General features: G+C 72.2%; 16 protein-coding genes and 1 riboswitch. Of the genes, 7 read left to right on the top strand and 9 right to left on the bottom strand.

Annotation, left to right across the window (positions count from 1 at the left end):
• The first annotated feature begins 328 nt into the window (after positions 1–328).
• The gene (locus tag ABZS66_RS20640) at positions 329–1,249 is read left to right on the top strand and encodes an FAD-dependent monooxygenase (protein WP_354759897.1); all 921 of its coding nucleotides are present in this window, start codon (positions 329–331) and stop codon (positions 1,247–1,249) included.
• 274 nt (positions 1,250–1,523) lie between these two features.
• Here ABZS66_RS20640 and ABZS66_RS20635 read toward each other — a convergent pair whose 3' ends face one another.
• On the bottom strand, positions 1,524–1,832 hold the full coding sequence (locus ABZS66_RS20635; protein ID WP_354759895.1) for a hypothetical protein: 309 nt from the start codon (positions 1,830–1,832) through the stop codon (positions 1,524–1,526).
• 79 nt (positions 1,833–1,911) lie between these two features.
• Between ABZS66_RS20635 and ABZS66_RS20630 the strand changes: the two genes are divergently transcribed.
• Together ABZS66_RS20630 and ABZS66_RS20625 are read left to right on the top strand one after the other, a co-directional pair.
• Positions 1,912–2,460 (top strand): helix-turn-helix domain-containing protein, encoded by a 549-nt coding sequence (locus tag ABZS66_RS20630; protein WP_354759893.1) that lies wholly within the window; start codon positions 1,912–1,914, stop codon positions 2,458–2,460.
• 40 nt (positions 2,461–2,500) lie between these two features.
• Positions 2,501–3,046, top strand: coding sequence for an RNA 2'-phosphotransferase (locus ABZS66_RS20625; protein WP_354759891.1), 546 nt, complete (start codon positions 2,501–2,503; stop codon positions 3,044–3,046).
• Here ABZS66_RS20625 and ABZS66_RS20620 read toward each other — a convergent pair.
• On the bottom strand, positions 3,029–4,147 hold the full coding sequence (locus tag ABZS66_RS20620; protein WP_354759889.1) for a hypothetical protein: 1,119 nt from the start codon (positions 4,145–4,147) through the stop codon (positions 3,029–3,031). The genes ABZS66_RS20625 and ABZS66_RS20620 overlap by 18 nt on opposite strands.
• Before the next feature lie 75 nt (positions 4,148–4,222).
• Between ABZS66_RS20620 and ABZS66_RS20615 the strand changes: the two genes are divergently transcribed.
• Positions 4,223–5,950: a DEAD/DEAH box helicase gene (locus tag ABZS66_RS20615; RefSeq protein WP_354759887.1), complete on the top strand. Its 1,728-nt coding sequence runs from the start codon at positions 4,223–4,225 to the stop codon at positions 5,948–5,950.
• A 42-nt stretch (positions 5,951–5,992) separates the two neighbouring features.
• On the opposite strand, the gene ABZS66_RS20610 is transcribed toward ABZS66_RS20615, so the two are convergent.
• From ABZS66_RS20610 to ABZS66_RS20590, 5 genes are all read right to left on the bottom strand, one after another.
• Positions 5,993–7,198, bottom strand: a complete 1,206-nt coding sequence (locus tag ABZS66_RS20610; RefSeq protein ID WP_354759885.1) for an adenylosuccinate synthetase — start codon at positions 7,196–7,198, stop codon at positions 5,993–5,995.
• Positions 7,198–8,163: a hypothetical protein gene (locus ABZS66_RS20605; protein ID WP_354759883.1), complete on the bottom strand. Its 966-nt coding sequence runs from the start codon at positions 8,161–8,163 to the stop codon at positions 7,198–7,200. Before ABZS66_RS20605 ends, ABZS66_RS20610 begins: the two co-directional genes overlap by 1 nt.
• A 24-nt stretch (positions 8,164–8,187) precedes the next feature.
• On the bottom strand, positions 8,188–9,138 hold the full coding sequence (locus ABZS66_RS20600; RefSeq protein ID WP_354759881.1) for a lipopolysaccharide kinase InaA family protein: 951 nt from the start codon (positions 9,136–9,138) through the stop codon (positions 8,188–8,190).
• Positions 9,135–9,878, bottom strand: coding sequence for an NUDIX domain-containing protein (locus tag ABZS66_RS20595; protein ID WP_354759879.1), 744 nt, complete (start codon positions 9,876–9,878; stop codon positions 9,135–9,137). Before ABZS66_RS20595 ends, ABZS66_RS20600 begins: the two co-directional genes overlap by 4 nt.
• Positions 9,879–10,219: 341 nt before the next feature.
• Positions 10,220–10,585 (bottom strand): MmcQ/YjbR family DNA-binding protein, encoded by a 366-nt coding sequence (locus tag ABZS66_RS20590; protein ID WP_354759877.1) that lies wholly within the window; start codon positions 10,583–10,585, stop codon positions 10,220–10,222.
• A gap of 399 nt (positions 10,586–10,984) precedes the next feature.
• Between ABZS66_RS20590 and dnaE the strand changes: the two genes are divergently transcribed.
• Together dnaE and ABZS66_RS20580 are read left to right on the top strand one after the other, a co-directional pair.
• The gene (gene dnaE / locus ABZS66_RS20585) at positions 10,985–14,521 is read left to right on the top strand and encodes a DNA polymerase III subunit alpha (RefSeq protein ID WP_354759876.1); all 3,537 of its coding nucleotides are present in this window, start codon (positions 10,985–10,987) and stop codon (positions 14,519–14,521) included.
• Positions 14,522–14,584: 63 nt separating this feature from the next.
• A complete protein-coding gene (locus tag ABZS66_RS20580; protein ID WP_354759874.1) occupies positions 14,585–15,958 on the top strand; it encodes a PQQ-binding-like beta-propeller repeat protein in 1,374 nt (457 codons plus the stop codon).
• Here the strand turns inward: ABZS66_RS20580 and ABZS66_RS20575 are convergent.
• Complete coding sequence (locus tag ABZS66_RS20575; protein WP_229834097.1) at positions 15,944–16,204, bottom strand: hypothetical protein; 261 nt, start codon at positions 16,202–16,204, stop codon at positions 15,944–15,946. The two genes, ABZS66_RS20580 and ABZS66_RS20575, sit on opposite strands and share 15 nt — an antisense overlap.
• Positions 16,205–16,280: 76 nt before the next feature.
• Here ABZS66_RS20575 and ABZS66_RS20570 point away from each other — a divergent pair, with 76 nt between their 5' ends.
• Positions 16,281–17,165: a LysR substrate-binding domain-containing protein gene (locus ABZS66_RS20570; protein WP_354759871.1), complete on the top strand. Its 885-nt coding sequence runs from the start codon at positions 16,281–16,283 to the stop codon at positions 17,163–17,165.
• On the opposite strand, the gene ABZS66_RS20565 is transcribed toward ABZS66_RS20570, so the two are convergent.
• Positions 17,166–18,191, bottom strand: a complete 1,026-nt coding sequence (locus ABZS66_RS20565; protein ID WP_354759869.1) for a hypothetical protein — start codon at positions 18,189–18,191, stop codon at positions 17,166–17,168.
• 2 nt (positions 18,192–18,193) lie between these two features.
• A riboswitch (cyclic di-AMP (ydaO/yuaA leader) is annotated at positions 18,194–18,339 on the bottom strand.
• Positions 18,340–18,385: the final 46 nt, after the last annotated feature.

Genomic DNA, 18,385 nt, shown 5'->3' with positions numbered 1-18,385 from the left:
GCCAGGGGATCTGCGTGGGCCAGGGGATCTGCGTGGGCCAGGGGATCTGCGTGGGCCAGGGGATCTGCGTGGGCCGGGGGATCAAGGTCGGGCGGGGAACCAAGGGCCAGGCGACCAACGCGGGGCAGGGGACCAAGGCGGCGTGGGCGACCAAGGCGGGCCGGGGGACCAAGGCGGGCCGGGGGACCAACGCGGGGCGGGGGACCAAGGCGGGGCGGGGGACCAAGGCGGGGCGGGGGACCAAGGCGGGGCGGAGGACCAGCGCGGGTGGGGCGGGCGGGCGGCTTGCGTGCAGTACACCGTCATCCGGAGCGGCGAGCAGCGGTCCGTGAGTGCCGATGTCGTGCTCGGGTGTGACGGGGCGAACAGCACCGTGCGCGGGATCATCGGGGCGGAGCTGGAGGATCTGCGGTTCGAGGAGCGGTGGCTCGTCGTCGACGGTGTCTGCGACGGTGATCTCGGTGCCTGGGGCGGGGTGCACCAGGTGTGCGACCCCCGGCGTGCGGCGACGTTCATGCAGTTGGGGATGCTGCGGTACCGCTGGGAGTTTCGGCTCCATCCGGGTGAGTCCACTGTGGACCTTGACACGCTGCTGACACCTTGGCTGGGTACCATCGGGGTGCGGGTGGTTCGGCGGGCGGAGTACATCTTCCGGGCCCGCATCGCGGATCGGTGGCGGGCCGGGCCGGTCTTCCTGCTGGGTGACGCGGCGCACCAGACGCCGCCGTTCATCGGGCAGGGGCTTGGGGCGGGGCTGCGCGACGCGTACAACCTGGCGTGGAAGCTGGCGGACGGTGACCCGCGGCTGCTCGACACGTACGAGGCGGAGCGCAAGCCGCACGCCCTGGCGCAGATCCGGCTCGCGATCGTGGCCGGGTGGGCGATGACCGGCGGGCAGGACCGTGCGGCGGCCGTGCGGCGGGTCGTGCTCGGGGCGATCTGGCGGCTGCCGGGGCTGAAGGGGCTCGCGCTGCGCTCGACCAGCCCGCCATTGCGCCTCGCCCGTCGCGGGCGGCGGGCCGGGCGTCTTGCGCCGCAACCCTCCGTGGTTCAGAAGGGGCGGACCGTCCGGCTCGACGAGGTGCTCGGGGGTGGGTGGGCGACGCTGTACTTCGGGAAGGCCTCCGGTCCGGTCGTCGGGCGGGCGATCGAGGTGACGCCGGAACTGGATCCGTCGGGTGGGCTTCGGCGGTGGCTGCGTGGGCGGACCGTCGTGCTTCGGCCCGATCGGGTGGTCCACCGGGGCTGAGGCCGCACCGGCCCCCGGCTGCCGCTCCATAGCCAGCCGCGGACGTTCGTCATGGTGGGGCGGCATCCGGGCGGCCGGCCACCGCGGCGAGCCGACCCCAGAGCGCCGCCCTCAACGACGCCTGGCCGAAGTGCGCCACAGAGGTGCGCCACAGAGGCGCGCCACGGAGGCCGAGCGCGTCCTGCGCGTCGCCATCCTCGCGACGTCGACCGAAGCTGACCGTGGAAACCTCGCGCTGCCCTGGCGACGAACGGTTTCCACGGTCAACCCACCGTCAGGGGTGGCGGGTGCGCTTGCCCCAGGGGTTGGGGTCGCGCCAGGTGCGGGTGTGGATCAGGCCCACGGCCAGGACGCCGGCCGCCGCGGCCAGCCAGGCGGCCGCCGGATGGGCGGCCGCGTCCGCCTGCCACCACGCCGCCCCCGCGATCATGAACGCGCCCCAGCCCGTCAGCACGCTCACGGCTGGGCTGTCGCGGAACGGGGACGGGTTGTGGCCCTCGCCCGTGCTGCCCTGGAGGTAGTACGGGAGGCCGTTGCCCGCGAAGAAGCCGGCTACGAAGCCTAGGACGACCGAGAGGAGCATCTGGTACCTCCGTATAATCGGACTCGTGACTCCGATTAGAAGATACGGAGCGGCTACTCCGGTTGTCAACGAGAAGCCGTTGCGGGCCGATGCCCGGCGGAACCGGGGGCGGGTGCTCGAGGCGGCCGAAGCGGTGTTTGCCGAGCACGGGGTCGGGGCCTCGACCGAGGAGGTGGCGCGGCGGGCCGGGGTCGGGATCGGGACCGTGTTCCGGCACTTTCCGACGAAGGAGGCGCTGCTGGAGGCGGTGCTCGTCGAACGGATGCGGAGGCTGGCGGACGTCGCCCGGGAGCGGGTCGGGGGTGGGGAGCCGGGGGAGGCGTTCTTCGGGTTCCTGGAGCTCGTCGTCGGGCAGAGCGCGACGAAGAACGCGTTCGCCGGGGCGCTGGCCGGGGCCGGGGTCGACGTGGAGAGCGCGGTGGCCGAGGTCGGGCGGGAGCTGTGGGCCGCCGTCGAGGTGCTGCTCGCCCGGGCGCAAGAGGCCGGGGCGGTGCGACCGGACGTGGGTGCCGGAGAGGTGATCGCGGTGCTGGTCGGGGCCTCGCGGGCGGTGGAGTACGCGGGGGCGGGCAGCCGGGCCGCCCAGGTGATCTTCGACGGCCTCCGGCCCCGGGAAGCGACCGGCTGACGCGAAATCGGTGGACAGCGGTGGGGAGAATGGGGGTGAGATGGACAGAGATCAGATGGTCAAAGTGAGCAAGCGGATGTCGAAGGTCCTCCGCCACGACCCCGCGCGGGTCGGCCTCACCCTCGACGCCGCCGGCTGGGTGCCGGTGCCGGAGTTCCTCGCCGCCATGGGGATCGACCGGAGCACGCTCGACACCGTCGTGGCCGGGAACGACAAGCAGCGGTTCGCCGTCGTCCTCGGGGACGACGGGGTGGAGCGCATCCGGGCGAGCCAGGGGCACTCCGTGCCCGTCGAGCTCGGGCTGCAGGCCGCGGAGCCGCCGGAGGTGCTGTTCCACGGCACCAGTTCGGGCGTGCGGGAGTCGATTCTCGCCAGCGGGCTCAACCGGGGCGGGCGGCACCACGTGCACCTCTCGCCCGACACCGAGACCGCGCGGCGGGTCGGCATGCGGCGCGGCGGGGCGATCGTGATCTTCACGGTGCTCGCCGGGCAGATGGGCCGTGACGGCCACATGTTCTTCCGCTCCGACAACGGGGTGTGGCTCACCGACGAGGTGCCGCCGGAGTACCTACGGCTTCCCGGATAGGCGGCGCTGCAGCAGCGTGGCGAGCGGGATGGACTCGCCGTCGCGGGCGCCCTCGCCGACGATCAGGCGCGGCGGCTGCGGCTCGACCGTGACGCCCGTCAGCCAGCCGGTGGCCGAGGTGGGCACGAGCAGCGAGTAGTACCGGCCGTCCTCGCCGACGGCGATCGTGCGCGCCGGGTTCAGGTACCAGCCGCGCAGCCGCGTGCGGTAGGTGCGGCCGCCGTACGAGCGGGCCTTCAGCGGCTCCGCCGGCAGGCCGGCCTCGCGCGCCTCGGTGACGAAGGCGGCGATCTGCGCCGTGGCCTCGGCGGCCTCCGCCGCCCGCCGCTGATCGAGGGCGGCGCCGTGGTGCGCGATCGCCCGGGCGCGCTGGGCGGACCAGTTGTCAGACGTTGCCACCCCGCCCAGCATAGTGATCAGCCGGTCCTTCCGCCGCGACCACGCCTCCGCCCGCGCCGAAGCGCGCGCCAGCTGCCGCGGACCGTACTGCCACCGCGCCCACGGGCTCGACGGAGTGGCCAGGCGCAGCGCCCCGATCACCCCCGCGAACGGCGTCGCCACGCTCAGCAGCGCCAGCCACGGCTTACCCTTCAGTGCGGTGATGATGGTCAGGGCGAGGTTCAGGCAGACGACGCCGACCACCGCCCACCGGGTCGTCGCCTCCCGCCTCTCCACGTTGTCGAGCCCGAACGGCACGGTGCTGATCACGAGCATGCCCGTCACGACGGTGGCGGCGATCACGGCGTCGATCGAGCTGCGGCCCTCCCGCGTCCAGTACACGTCGCGCAGGTGCAGCAACAGCGCGTACTCGTCGAGGACCAGACCGGCGCCGACACCGAACCCGAAGGCGAGGGCGTCGCGGAACGGAACGCCGGCGAACGACAGCGCTCCGGTGACGAGCATCAGCAGTACACCGAAGAACTCATGATGCAAGTGAACGCCGCCCGCCGTAAGGTTGCCGGGCCACCACTTCACCTGTGCCCGGATCATGCGGGTGCTCGTGCGGATCGCTGCGAACCCGCCCACGAGGCCCGCGAGCAGCAAGAGCAGCGGCTGTTTGCCCGCACCGACGATCTGCTCGTCGTACCAGTTGCAGATCACAGAGACCGACCACGCCACCGGTGGGAACTGCCCGCCTGGGATGCTTAGTAAAATCGCCAACTGAGGAGCGCCGCCGTGACCGCGAGCACACACGACGAGGACACCACCGGCTTCGCTGACCTCGGTTTGCGCGACGAGCTGCTCAAAGCCCTGACCGGGCTCGGCTACGAGGAGCCCACGCCGATCCAGCGGGAGGCGATCCCGCCCATGCTGGCCGGGCGCGACCTGCTCGGCCAGGCGGCGACCGGCACGGGCAAGACCGCCGCGTTCGCCCTGCCGCTGCTGCAGAACATGCCCGCGCCCGGGGGCGACAACCCGTCGGCGCTGGTGCTGGTGCCCACCCGGGAGCTGGCGGTCCAGGTGTCGGAGGCGATTCACCGGTACGGCAGGGAGATCGGCACCCGGGTCCTGCCCATCTACGGCGGCCAGCCGATCGGCCGGCAGCTGCGGGCGCTGGAGCAGGGCATCGACGTGGTGGTCGCCACCCCGGGCCGGGCGCTGGACCACATCGGCCGGGGCACGATGCGCCTGCACGACCTGCGCGTCGTGGTGCTCGACGAGGCCGACGAGATGCTCGACATGGGCTTCGCCGAGGACATCGAGGCGATCCTCCAGGAGACCCCGGAGGACCGGCAGACGGTGCTGTTCTCCGCGACCATGCCGCCCCGGATCGAGGGCCTGGCCCGCAGCCACCTGACGGACCCGATCCGGATCCAGATCGGCCGCGAGCCCACCCCCGCGGGTGAGGCGCCGCTGGTCCGCCAGGTCGCCTACATGGTGTCCCGCGCGTACAAGCCGGCCGCCCTGGGACGGGTCCTCGACGTCGAGGCGCCGGGCGCGGCGATCGTGTTCTGCCGCACGCGCGACGAGGTCGACCAGCTCACCGAGACGCTGAACGGGCGGGGGTACCGCGCGGAGGCGCTCCACGGCGGCATGGGCCAGGAGCAGCGCGACCGGGTGATGGCCCGGCTGCGCAACGGCACCGCCGACCTGCTGGTGGCCACCGACGTCGCCGCCCGCGGGCTGGACGTCGAGCACCTGACCCACGTGGTCAACTACGACGTGCCGTCGGCCCCGGAGTCGTACGTGCACCGCATCGGCCGGGTCGGCCGGGCCGGCCGCGAGGGTGTCGCCATCACCCTGGCCGAGCCGCGCGAGCACCGGATGCTCAAGACCATCGAGCGGGTCACCAAGCAGCGGATCACGATCGAGAAGGTGCCGACCGTCGCCGACCTGCGGGCCCGGCGGCTGGAGCTGACCCGCGCGGCGCTGCACGAGAGCCTCATCGCCGACCGCGACCTGGAGCGCTTCCGGGTGGTCGTGGAGACGCTCACGGACGAGTTCGACCTCATGGAGATCGCACTCGCCGCCGTGAAGCTGGCACACGAGTCGGGCAGCGTCGGCGACGGCGACGAGGAGGAGATCCCCGAGATCACCCTCCGGGCACCGCGCGAGCGCGAGGGGGAGCGGCCCGGGGAGCGGCCCGGCCGTCGGGTCAGCGTCCGCGACGCCGACGCCCGCGGCGCCCGGGGCCGCGAGCGGCGCCTCCCGCCGGGCGGGATGACCAGGCTGTTCGTCGGCGCCGGCCGCAGCGCCGGGATCCGCCCGCAGGACCTGGTGGGCGCGATCACCGGCGAGTCGAGCCTGACCGGCCGCGACATCGGCGCGATCGAGATCGCCGACCGGTTCGCGCTGGTCGAGGTGCCGGACACGTCCGTCGACGAGGTGATCGACACCCTGCGCCGCACGACCCTGAAGGGCCGCCGCCCGGTGGTCCGCCGCGAGCGGGCACCCCAGCGGTAGCGACGCGCCGTCCGGCATCCCTTCCGAGGAGGGGGCCGGGCCTCACACGACGGGCTGAGGTGTGGCTGTGGTGCGGCTGAGGTGCAGGGTCGTCTTGTCCTCAGCCGTCGGGCCCCACGACTGCACCACGACGGGCGCGCCGAGCGTGTCCTCCACGGCCTGCTTCCAGTTGGTGACGCTCGTGTACCGCGGCGCCGCCCGGGCGAGTGACTGCGTGACGAGCGACTGCCGCGCGAGGTCGCCGGGTGGGCCGGCCCGCAGCGTCACCCCGCCGTAGCTCGTGCACATCCGGTCCACGGGCAGGTCCAGGTGCGTGAGGGCCAGTCCGTCGACCCCGCCCGCCACGTCGAGGGCGTAGCGGTGGGCGACGGCGTCGAAGTGCCCGACCCGGAACGCCCCCTGCCACGGGTTGGCCGGGTTGTTCGGGTCGGTGATCGCGAGCTGCGGGTCCTCGGTGACGAGCGGCCCGGCTCCGTGCCGCGTGGTGATCGTCCGCAGCACGCCGAGCCGGTACGCCGGGCGGCCGCCGAGCAGTTCGAGGGCGTTCGCGAACGTCGTGGTGCTCCAGGTCGTGTACGGGTGGAAGCCGTGCCACTCGTCCAGCAGTACACCTTGAGCCCCCTCGAACACGCAGGGGCCGTCGTCGAAGCGCATGCCCTCGACGATCGCGACCGTCGCCGCGAACCCCTCGTAGGCCCGCGCGCAGTCGTCGACCGGCGGCCCGCCGCCGCCGAGGCGGTCGCGCAGCAGGGCGAGCTTGCGCCGCAGTTCCGCCGGATCGAGGCAGTCACCGGCGCGGAGCGCATCGTCCGGGTGCGCCAGCGCGTACGCCATGGACTCGCCGACGCCCATCCCGCACGACCCGTGCCGTCCGGCGCCCCGGGCGCGCTCCTTGGCCCGGTTGGCCTCGCGGTGGTACGGCGTCGAGACCAGCGCCGACCGGTCGACCGTGAGGAGGCGCCACACGTCCGGGACGCCGAGCGCGGTCAGGTGCTCCGCCTCGGTGACGAGCGCGAGCGGGTCGACGACCGCGAAGCGGGACAGGTGGGTGCGCACGCCCCGCAGCGTGCCCGACCCGAACTGCGCGAACGTGTGCTTGCGGCCGTCGGCGAGCACCACCGTGTGGGCCGCCTGGGCACCGCCGTTGAACCGCACGACAGTGTGGACGTCGCGCGTGGCGCACAGCCAGTCGACGACGGTGCCCTTGCCGCAGTCCCCGAAGCCGAGGTCGACGACGATGACGTGCATTACAGCCGGTCCACCGCCGCGGGCGCGGCCAGGTCGGCCGGGGCGGTGCCGGTCGCGACCGGGCCGCGGTCGCCGCCGATGCGCGCGAGCGCCTTGCCGACGGTCGTGGTCGACGCCGAGCCGATGTCGCGCAGGTCGTCGAGGCCCTCGTCGAGGTCGATCGCGTCCTCGCCGAGCCCGACGGTGAGCGCGATCGTCTCGCACACCGCGTCGAGGTCGTCGAGCTCGATGACGTTCTGGCCGAGCAGGTTGCGCCAGAAGTCGAGGATCGTCGAGTTCCCGGCGTACGAGGCGCCGGCCGGCAGGATGTAGTACGTGTCGTACATCTGGCGCAGCTCGTCCACCATGGCCCGCAGGGCGATCGGCTCGGCGAGCTTGTCGCCGATCACGTGCTCGACCTCGTCCGGCTTCACCTTCCGGTACGCCTGCTCGTCGCCGATGATGAAGAGGTACCCGCGGCGGCCGCGCTTCTCGTAGCAGTCGATGCCGGTGTGGCGGGCCATGAAGTACATCGCGAGCTCGTACGACTCGGTCATCTGCCCGCCGCCGCCGCCCTCCAGCAGGAAGCGCCCGAGGTCCTCGTCGAGCCGGTTGTCCGACTCGAACTGCCCGACCTGCAGCGGCGCCCGGTCGCAGGTGGCGTCGCCGATCGCGCCGAACAGGATCTGCGGGTCGGTGCAGTACCCCTTCCGCAGCAGCAGGCCGAGGAGCTGGGGCAGCTTCTGCTGGAGGACCCGGGGGACGGACCCCATCGAGCCGGTCACGTCGAACAGTACGGCGATCGCGACCGAGTTCGGGTGCTCGTCCGAGTCCCGGCTCTCGCGGAGGCCGACACCCTTCGGGTCGAGCGACTTGTGCGTACTGCGGGCGCCGGAGTCGCTGTACGCGAAGGCGCTCGCGCCGGTGGCGCGCCGGTAGCGGTCGGCGGCGTCGTAGACGTCGGTGGACCAGATCCCGCTTCCCATGATGGTGCTCCCTTTCTGCGTGACCTACAGGGTGAATGGTCGGAACTTGCGGGGGCCGTACAGGCGGTGCAGCAGCTCGTCGAGCTCCGCCAGCAGCCGCCACGCGTCGTCGGGGCGCTGGCGCGGCGCGGCGAGCCGGCAGCCGTCGGCGAACCGGCGCAGCGGCTGCGGTGCGCGGTCGCCCATCAGGCCGGCCATGAGCCGGGCGGCCATGGCCAGGTCGGTGAACGGGCCCGGGGTCTCCTTGGCGAGCACCTCGGGCGGGTAGGAGTCGCGGTGGCGCGGGACGATCGCGGCGATGCGCTCGCCGGGCTCCGCGGCGCTGTAGCACCAGTCGACGAGGATCACGCCGTGGTCCTCGGCCTGGATGAGGACGTGCTCCGGCAGTACCGCACCGTGCACCACGCCGGCCCGGTGCGCCGTGCCGAGCGCGACCAGCAGCCGCCGCCACATCCACGCGGCGTCGCGCGGGTCGAGCCCGTCCGGCCTCTTCGTGGCGACGTCGGCCAGGCTGTGCAGTGGTCCCGCGGCCGAGGTGCCGATGACGTTGGCCCGGCGGACCACGCCGGCGTCCTTGTGCCGGAAGCTGTCCACCAGCCTCGGCACGTACGGCAGGTACCTCGGGTCGCCGTGCTCGGCGAGCCGGCGCAGGGCCTTCGCCTCGCGGGCCATGAGGTCGTTGCACGACGGGTCGCGCACCAGCTTCAGGTGGCCCTCGGGGACGCGGTACAGGTTGGCCAGGTCGCCCTCGAAGTCCCGGTGGTTCGTCGAGTACCGCCCGTGCGGGCTGTGGATCGTGCCGCGGCGGTGCCACAGCTCGGCGAGCCGCGCGAACGCCCTGGCCCCTCCCGGGCCGGCGGTGTCGGGATGCGTGAGGCGGGCGAGTCTGCGGTACTGCCGGGCCGGGTCGGCGCCGCCGAAGAGCTCCTCGGCGGTGGCCGTCTCGACGTAGGCGATCGCCTCCAGCGGGGTCATCGCACGGTCTCCTCCCGGCTCGGCATGAGCAGGGCCGGGTGCAGCAGCCGGGCGTCGCCGGCCCGGTACAGCTTGGCGCGGGGGCCGCCGCGGGCGCCGCCGCGCTCGGTCACGCCGCCGGTGCTCTCGACGAAGCCGGGCACCGACAGCACCTTGCGGTGGAAGTTGCCGGCGTGCAGGGGCTCGCCCCACACGATCTCGTACACCCCCCGCAGCTCGGCGACGGTGAACTCGTCGTCGACGAACTTCGTCGCGAGCGGCGTGTACTCGAGCTTCGACCGGGCCCGCTCCAGGCCGTCGGCCAGGATCGTGGCGTGGTCGAAGGCCAGGTCGGTCGCCTCGTGCACCGGGGTCCAGGCCGCCACCCGGGCGTCGCTGCCGGGGACCGGGTCGGGCAGGTGCGGGGCGAACGCCAGGTACGCGACCGAGACGACGCGCATGCGCGGGTCGCGGTCGGGTGCGCCGTAGGTGCCGAGCTGCTCCAGGTGCAGCCGGCGGTGCGCGGTGGCGACGCCGGTCTCCTCGGCCAGCTCGCGGGCGGCGGCCGTGGCCAGGTCCTCCCACTCGCGCACGAACCCGCCGGGCAGCGCCCACATGCCCTCGCTCGGCGGGCAGGCGCGGCGCACGAGCAGGACGGTGAGCTCGTCCTGGCGGATGGTGAACGCGACGACGTCGACGGTCACCGCCACGGGCGGGTAGGCCCGGGGGTCGTAGCTGGCGAGGAACTCGGCTTCGTCCACTGGTCCCTGGTCCTTCTCGGTTCGAGTCTTTCTCTCACTGAGTCTTACTCGTCTTGAGAAGAACCATACTGCTGGGTCGGCGGGCTCGCAACGGGGTTTGCTGTGTCGGCTTGCGGTCGGTGTGCGGCGGTCGGACGCTCCCGCTCCCGCCGCCGCCCGGCGCCGGGGCGCCCGGTGGTCCCGGGTGCCCTTCGGCCGGGCCGCAGGTCGGCCTCAGGTGCGCGTGGTCCCCCGCACACCATGAAGCGCTTCGCCGCGGCCGGCCACACTGCCGGGTTCACCCGCGCTTGCAGCCGGCCTGACGGCGACCGTCCCGTCCGCGCTGCGCCGACCCCCTTCCGTCAGATCACCGTGAGGCCGGCGTTCGCGACGATCTGCGGCGGCGCCGTCATCCGCCACGCCTCCGTGATGAGGTCGGCGACCTCGTCCTCGTGCGCCTTGCGCAACCGCACCTGGACCCAGCCGATCCGGCCCCACGTGCGCGCCTTCTTGTAGGCCCGCGGGTCGTCCTCGACCAGCGCCGCCTGCTCCTCGCGCGTGGCCTTGACCAGCATCGTGCCGTCGTCCGCGCACAGGTAGGCGAAGCCCTGGTCGCGCACGCGGAACCCGATGTGGTTGCCGTGCTGCCGCTGCTCGACCTCGGGCAACGTAAGAACCATCCGGAGCGCCTCTTCGACGCTCACTCCACGCCCGGTTCGGATCCCCATGACTCTGGTGTAACAGGAGGGTCCGACACTTTTCCGGGGATCCGATTTTCCCCTTTTGAGTCTTTCATGATCAATGCTCGGCACGCGGCGCGTCGAGCGGCCGCCAGGCGTCGACGGCGGTCATGATCGAGGGAAACTTTTGGCTGCCCCGACGGCCAATTGTTTCCCATGATCATGGCCCGCCGGCGGCGATCGCGGTCTCGGCACCGCAGGCGAGGCGCCGCGGTGCGGCGGCGCCGGCCGAGTGGCGGGGCGTGAGTGTGGCGGGCGTTACGTCGTGGGCTCGTGAGCGCGGGACTGCTCTGAGTGAAGGGTGTGTCGCCCCGCCCGCCGACCCCGCGAGAGGGGCTAGGGTAGTCCGCCGGAACATTGGCACCCGACAACTCCAGGAGGCGCAGCATGGCTGACTCGTTCGTGCATCTCCACGTGCACACCGAGTACTCCATGCTCGACGGGGCGGCCCGCCTCAAGGAGATGTTCGCCGAGGCCAACCGGCTCGGCATGCCCGCCGTCGCGATCACCGACCACGGGAACATGCACGGGGCCTACGACTTCTACACCAAGGCCAAGGCGGCCGGCGTGACGCCGATCCTGGGCGTCGAGGCGTACGTGGCGCCCGAGTCGCGGCTCACCAAGCAGCGCATCCGCTGGGGGCGGCCCGACCAGAAGAACGACGACGTGTCCGGCTCGGGTGGGTATACGCACAAGACCATCTGGGCGCGCAACAGCACCGGCCTGCACAACCTCTTCCGGCTCAACTCGCGGGCGTCGATCGAGGGACACTTCGTCAAGTGGCCGCGGATGGACGCGGAGATCATCGCCGAGCACGCCGAGGGCCTGATGGCCACCACCGGCTGCCCGTCGGGTGAGGTGCAGACCCGGCTGCGGCTCGACCAGTTCGACGAGGCGCTGAAGGCCGCCGCCAAGTACCAGGAGATCTTCGGCAAGGAGAACTACTTCCTCGAGGTCATGGACCACGGCCTCGACATCGAGCGGCGGGTGCGCGAGGGGCTGACCGAGATCAGCAAGCGGCTGAACATCCCGCCGGTGGTGACGAACGACTCGCACTACACGCACGAGACCCAGGCCGAGGCGCACGACGTGCTGCTGTGCGTGCAGACCGCGTCGAACGTCAACGACCCCAACCGGTTCAAGTTCGGCGGCTCGGGCTACTACCTCAAGTCGGCCGACGAGATGCGCGCCGTGGACACGTCCGACCTGTGGCAGCAGGGGTGCCGGAACACACTGCTCGTCGCCGAGCGGGTCGACACCACCGGCATGTTCGAGTCGCGCAACCTCATGCCGCGCTTCCCGGTGCCGGAGGGCGAGACGGAGGAGTCGTTCTTCCGGGCCGAGGTCTGGCGCGGGATGCAGCGCCGCTTCCCGAACGGCTACGACGAGGAGCACCGCAACCAGGCCGAGTACGAGGCCGACATGATCGTGAAGATGGGCTTCCCGGCCTACTTCCTCGTCGTCTCCGACTTCATCCTGTGGGCCAAGAACGAGGGCATCGCGGTGGGGCCGGGGCGTGGTTCGGCGGCCGGCAGCCTGGTCGCCTACGCGATGGGCATCACCGACCTCGACCCCCTGCCGCACGGCCTGATCTTCGAGCGGTTCCTCAACCCCGACCGCATCTCGATGCCCGACATCGACATCGACTTCGACGAGCGCCGGCGCGGCGACGTCATCCGGTACGTGACCGAGAAGTGGGGCGACGACCGCGTCGCCCAGATCGCCACCTTCGGCACGATCAAGGCCAAGGCCGCCATCAAGGACTCGGCGCGGGTGCTCGGCTTCCCCTTCGCGGTCGGCGACCGGATCACCAAGGCCATGCCGCCGGCGGTGATGGGCAAGGACATCCCGCTGACGGGCATCTTCGACCCGAACCATCCGCGGTACTCCGAGGCGGTGGAGTTCCGCCAGCTGTACGACAGCGACCCGGACGTCAAGAAGGTCGTCGACACCGCCAAGGGGCTCGAGGGCCTGATCCGCCAGACGGGTGTGCACGCCGCGGGCGTGATCATGTCCGCCGAGCCGCTCATCGAGCACGTGCCGCTGATGCGGCGCGACGCCGACGGGGCGATCATCACGCAGTTCGACTACCCGACCTGCGAGACGCTCGGCCTGCTGAAGATGGACTTCCTCGGCCTGCGCAACCTCACGATCATCGACGACGCGGTCAAGAACATCGAGCGCAACCACAACCGCAAGGTCGACCTGCTGTCGCTGACGCTCGACGACAAGGCGGCCTACGAGCTGCTGGCCCGCGGCGACACGCTCGGCGTGTTCCAGCTCGACGGCGGCCCGATGCGCTCACTGCTGCGGCTGATGAAGCCCGACAACTTCGAGGACATCTCGGCGGTGCTGGCGCTGTACCGGCCCGGTCCGATGGGCGCCAACAGCCACACCAACTACGCGCTGCGCAAGAACGGGCAGCAGGAGATGATCCCGATCCACCCGGAGCTGGAGGAGCCGCTCAAGGAGATCCTCGGCCCGACGTACGGGCTCATCGTGTACCAGGAGCAGGTGCAGCGCGCCGCGCAGAAGCTCGCCGGCTACACGCTGGGCCAGGCCGACCTGCTGCGCCGGGCGATGGGCAAGAAGAAGAAGGAGGTCCTGGAGAAGGAGTTCGTGCCGTTCCGCGACGGCATGCGCGGCAACGGGTACTCCGACGAGGCGATCCAGAAGCTCTGGGACGTGCTCGTGCCGTTCGCCGACTACGCCTTCAACAAGGCCCACACCGCCGGCTACGGCCTGGTGTCGTACTGGACCGCCTGGCTCAAGGCCAACTACCCGGCCGAGTACATGGCGGCCCTGCTGACCAGCGTCGGCGACGACAAGGACAAGATGGCGCTGTACCTCAGCGAATGCCGCCGCATGGGCATCGAGGTGCTGCCGCCCGACGTCAACGAGTCCGCCGGCCCGTTCACCCCGGTCGGCAACAACATCCGCTTCGGCCTCGCCGCCGTGCGCAACGTCGGCCACAACGTCGTCGACGCGATCGTGCGGTGCCGCCGCGCCGCGCCGTACAAGGACTTCCACGACTTCCTCAGCAAGGTCGACGCCGTCGCCTGCAACAAGAAGACCATTGAATCCCTCATCAAGGCGGGCGCGTTCGACTCGATGGACCACCCGCGGCGCGGCCTGCTGGCGATCCACGCCGACGCCATCGACGCCTACGCCGACATCAAGAAGAACGAGGCCATCGGGCAGTTCGACCTGTTCGGCGACGCGTTCGGCGCGGCCGACGACGGCGGCGGCGCGGGCGCGGTGATGACCCAGCCGATCCCGCAGATCGAATGGGACAAGCGCGAGCTGCTCACCTTCGAGCGGGAGATGCTCGGCCTGTACGTGTCCGACCACCCGCTGTTCGGCCTGGAGTCGGTGCTGTCGAAGGCCGCCGACACCGCGATCAGCAGCCTCTCCGAGGAGGGCGCCGTCCCCGACGGCGCGGTGATCACCCTGGCCGGCATGCTCACCGGCGTCCAGCGGCGGATCACCAAGCAGGGCAAGCCGTGGGCGTCGGCGACGCTGGAGGACCTCGGCGGCGCCGTCGAGGCGCTCTTCTTCCCCAACACGTACGAGCTGGTCGGCCAGTACATCGCCGAGGACGCGATCGTCGTGGTGAAGGGGCGGGTGGACCGGCGCGACGAGACGCCCCGGCTGATGGCGATGGACCTGTCCATCCCCGACGTGAGCACGGCGGAGGAGAACCGGCCGGTCGTGCTGTCGCTGCCGGCCAACCGGTGCACCCCGCCACTCGTCGACCGGCTCAAGGAGATCCTGGTCAACCACCCCGGCAAGGCCGAGGTCCACGTGAAGCTGCTCAACGGCTCGCGGGTCACCCTGCTGCGCCTCGGCCCCTACCGGGTCGACAACACGACCGCGCTCAAGGGCGACCTGAAGGCGCTGCTCGGCCCCAACAGCTTCGCGTAGTGCCGCCACAGCTTGGCGTAGTGCCGCAACAGCTTCCGTAGCCCGGCACGGTAAGGTCGGCAAGTGCACACGCACGCCCTTGCCGACGACCTGCGCCCGCGCCGGTCGCTGTGGCTTTCCCGGCGTGCCCGCTGGACCGCCGCGATCGTGCTGGTGCTCGCCGTGCTGCTCACCGCCGGGCTCGTCGTCTACCGGCTCAACCAGCAGCCGTATGCGTTCGACCGGCTCACCCGCGTGGCGGCCGTCGGCTACCAGGCCGCCGGCCCCGGGGCGACCCGGGCCTACCTCGACGGCGGCCGCGCCTTCATCGGCCACCCGACCGGCGGCGGGCACTTCGACCTGCGCGCCGTCGACGTCGAGGAGCCCGGCAAGCCCATCTGGGTCAACAGCTCGCTCACCGAGGTCGACACGTTCCGCGGCGCCCGCGGCTCGGTCGAGGTCACCGGCCGGCCCGACAAGGACGGCGTGCGCACGGTGACCCTGCTCAACGCGTCCAACGGCGTGCCGTTCGCGACGTTCGAGGTCGCCGAGCGCGACGTGTGGGTCCTGGTCGGCAAGTACTTCCTGCGGTACCGCGACAGCGACCACAAGCTGTCGATCATCGACGTCGGCACGGCCAAGGAGATCGCCGCCCTCGACCAGCCGGGCGGCCCGCGCAGCTGGTGGCTGGTCGACAACTGGAGCGGCCAGCAGGTCCCCACCTCGGTCGACGGCGTGCAGCTCGACGAGCCGTTCACCGTCGACCCGCACATCGTGCGCGCCACCCCCGGCGGCGGCCTGGAGGTCGTCGGGCTGTCGAGCGGCAAGGCGCTCTCGGCCGCGACCGGGCTGGCCGGCCCCGACGACCTCGTGTACCCGTACGACGAGCAGGTCTTCGTGGCCAACCGGCAGAGCGGCCAGGTGCGCGCCTACGACCGCAAGGCCCTCGGCAAGCCCCAGTGGAGCTGGTCGCCGCCGGAGGCCGGGTCGCTGCCCACGTTCCTGACCGTGTGCGGCGAGCGGCGGGTCTGCGTGGGGGAGGAGCGCCACGTCACCGCGCTCGACATCCGCACCGGCAAGCCCGACTGGCGGCTCGACGCCGACCACGCCGGGCACCTGGTGCCGGTCGGCGACCGGGTGATGCTGCGGCACGGCACCGGCGACGGGAAGCGCTCCTCGCTCGTCGACACGACCGGAAAGATCGTCACCAGCTGGCCCGGCACCCAGGCGGCCCGCCTCGACGAGGGCAGCTACCTGCTGTTCCCCCTCGAGGTGCCGGCGTCCGGGCCGTTCCCGTGGACCGGCGTCCAGGCCGGCAACGCGCGCTCCCGCCAGCTCGGCGACCTCGACGTCCGGCTCGACTCGTGCACCTGGAGCCACAAGTACGTGGCCTGCGCGGCGTCCGGCGAGTTCGTCTTCTACAAGGTCCGCACGCCCTGGTACTCAGGCCGGCTGTGACCGGGCGCGGGCCAGGCGGAACACCGCCACCCCGCCGATACCGACCCAGACCACGTTGAGCACGGCCGACGGCCAGGCGCCGTTGACGGCCGAGTTGAGCGCGAGCGCGAACGCGCCGGCGATGTTCATCGCCTGGAAGGTCACGCCGTCACCGGCGACGCGCTTGGCGGAGACGAGGGCGTAGGCGGCGACGAGCGCGGCGGCGCCGGCCCAGCCGATCACGGACACGAGGAGTTGCAGGCTCACCGAAGCATGTTCGCATGCAGTTGAGCTAACGTGCGAGCGAGGATTTCTACAGTACAACTTAAGCGAGGCTCAACCCATGGAGCTCGATCCGCGCCGGCTCCTCGTGCTCGCCGCCATCGCCCGCCGGGGCACCCTCGCCGGCGCGGCCGCGGCCCTGCACGTGACGCCCTCGGCCGTCTCCCAGCAGCTCGCCCAGCTGGAGCACGCGGTCGGCCGGCCGCTCGTGGACCGATCGGGCCGGCGGGCCGAGCTGACCGCGGCCGGGCGGGTGCTCGCCGCACGGGCCGAGGCGATCGAGCAGCAGCTCACCGAGGCCGAGCGGGAGCTCGCCGCGATGGCCGGCCGGGCCGCGGGCCGGGTGCGGGTCGCCGCGTTCTCGACGGTGATCCAGCACCTGCTCATCCCGGCGATGGCCGGCCTGGCCCGGGACCACCCCGACGTGGTCTGCTCGATCACCGAGCTGGAGGGCGCCGCCGCGCTGCGCGAGCTGCGGCTCGGCGGCCTCGACGTCACGATCACCGAGCGGGACGCCGGCCTCGGCCTCGAACAGCGGCGAGGTGTGACGGTGGTACCGCTGGTCGAGGACCCGTACCGGGTGCTGGTCCCGGTCGGCTGGCCGGCGGTGCAGGGCTACGGCGACCTCGCGGACCGGCCGTGGATCGCCGGGCCGCCGTCCTCGACGACGGGCCAGGTGCTGGAGCGGCTGGGCCGCGAGCGCGGCTTCACGCCGCGCAGAGTCCACACCTGCGTCGACTACCCGGCGGTGTTCGCCCTGGTCGCGGCCGGGCACGGGGCGTCGATCGCGCCCGGCCTGGCGCTGCGGGCCGTCGACCGGTCGCGGGTGCGGGTCACCGACCTGCCCGGGGCCGGGGCCCGCCGCCTCGATGCGCTCGTGACGGCGGGCCGGGCCGGGCAGCCGGCGGTGGAGGCGCTGCTGGGCGCCCTCCGATCAATGCACTGATCAATACACTGAGAGGTGCACGTGGTTGGTGTGGTCGGAGCTCGGGTCGCCGTTGCCGCTGTTGTACGCGTGCCAGCCGGCGGCCGGGGTCCAGATCTGCCGGAACCAGACCACGTACATGACACCCAGCGCGCTGGCGTTGCGGACCAGCCAGGTGGCCAGCTGCGTGCCGTACTCCTTCGACGCGCCCGTCGCCACCCCGCCGAAGCCGCTGGTGTCGGCCGCGAAGTCGCACGCCCGGCCCTTGGGGTGCTCGTAAGGCTCGCCCGGTGGTCGCCAGCACGACACGAAGTGCTTGAACCCGGCCTTCTGCACCTGCTGGAGCGCGTGCAGCGTGCGCGGGGTCAGGCAGCCCTTCGTGGTCGGGTCGTCGGCGGAGCACGACTCGGCCGGCCACGACCCGTCGGCCCGCCGCGGCGCCGGCTCGGCGTTCGTCGACGGCGCGTTGGCGCTCGTGGTCGTCGCCGTGTCGAGACCCTTCTGCGCGGCCTTGTTCTGCGCGGCCACGAGGGCCTGCTCGACCTCGGTCTTCTGCTTCGCCATCACCGCGAGCTGCGCCTGCTGCCTGGCCACCTCGGCGTCGATGGTGGCCTTGGTACCGCCGAGCTGCTCCCGCAGCGACGACAGCTGCTTGAGCTGCGCGGCGTTCTGCCGCGCGAGGACCTCCAGGGTGCTCACCTTGTCGGCGAAGACCCCCGGCGAGGCGCTGTCCAGCAGTGAGGACGCGCTGCGCAGCCCGCCCCCGTTCTGGTACGCGGCGATCGTGATGGACTGCGTCTCGTCGCGGAGCTTCTCGTACCGCGGCTCCAGCTCGGCCTGCTGGGCGGCGAGCCCGGCCTGGCGCTGCTGGGAGGCGGCGAGCGCGTTCTGCGCGTCGATGTACGCCCGGTTCGCGGTGTCGAGCTTCTGCATGAGCTCGGTGGTGCCGCCTTCGTCCCCGGGCGTCGGTGCGGCCGAGACGGCGTTCGGTGTCAACAGGACCGCCAGCGCGCACACGGCGGCGACGATCCACGGAGGTCTGGACATACTGTTCCCTCCATCGGCCGCCTACCGGGTTAGCTGACGGATTCGGAACGGAACAGTCGCCCCTACCGCGCTCGATGCGCGCGGATTCACCCCAAACAGGACACAATGGGTCCCCGGCTCGCATGATGCGACTCGGCGGCAGCCTCACCGGTATGTGGGGCCTCCCGGAGCCTAATCACCCCGAAATTCCCCCA

The organism is Dactylosporangium sp. NPDC005572, assembly GCF_040605515.1.
GTDB lineage: Bacteria > Actinomycetota > Actinomycetes > Mycobacteriales > Micromonosporaceae > Dactylosporangium.
Note: the sequence above shows the minus strand (reverse complement) of the source record. Positions and strands in the feature narration are given on the sequence as shown.

Coding starts and splice junctions, on each gene's coding strand:
- ABZS66_RS20590 (WP_354759877.1), bottom strand. CDS start 10,585: ATGGGGATCCGAACCGGGCGTGGAGTGAGCGTCGAAGAGGCGCTCCGG.
- ABZS66_RS20635 (WP_354759895.1), bottom strand. CDS start 1,832: ATGCTCCTCTCGGTCGTCCTAGGCTTCGTAGCCGGCTTCTTCGCGGGC.
- ABZS66_RS20605 (WP_354759883.1), bottom strand. CDS start 8,163: ATGGGAAGCGGGATCTGGTCCACCGACGTCTACGACGCCGCCGACCGC.
- dnaE (WP_354759876.1), top strand. CDS start 10,985: ATGGCTGACTCGTTCGTGCATCTCCACGTGCACACCGAGTACTCCATG.
- ABZS66_RS20625 (WP_354759891.1), top strand. CDS start 2,501: ATGGACAGAGATCAGATGGTCAAAGTGAGCAAGCGGATGTCGAAGGTC.
- ABZS66_RS20600 (WP_354759881.1), bottom strand. CDS start 9,138: ATGACCCCGCTGGAGGCGATCGCCTACGTCGAGACGGCCACCGCCGAG.
- ABZS66_RS20565 (WP_354759869.1), bottom strand. CDS start 18,191: ATGTCCAGACCTCCGTGGATCGTCGCCGCCGTGTGCGCGCTGGCGGTC.
- ABZS66_RS20610 (WP_354759885.1), bottom strand. CDS start 7,198: ATGCACGTCATCGTCGTCGACCTCGGCTTCGGGGACTGCGGCAAGGGC.
- ABZS66_RS20570 (WP_354759871.1), top strand. CDS start 16,281: ATGGAGCTCGATCCGCGCCGGCTCCTCGTGCTCGCCGCCATCGCCCGC.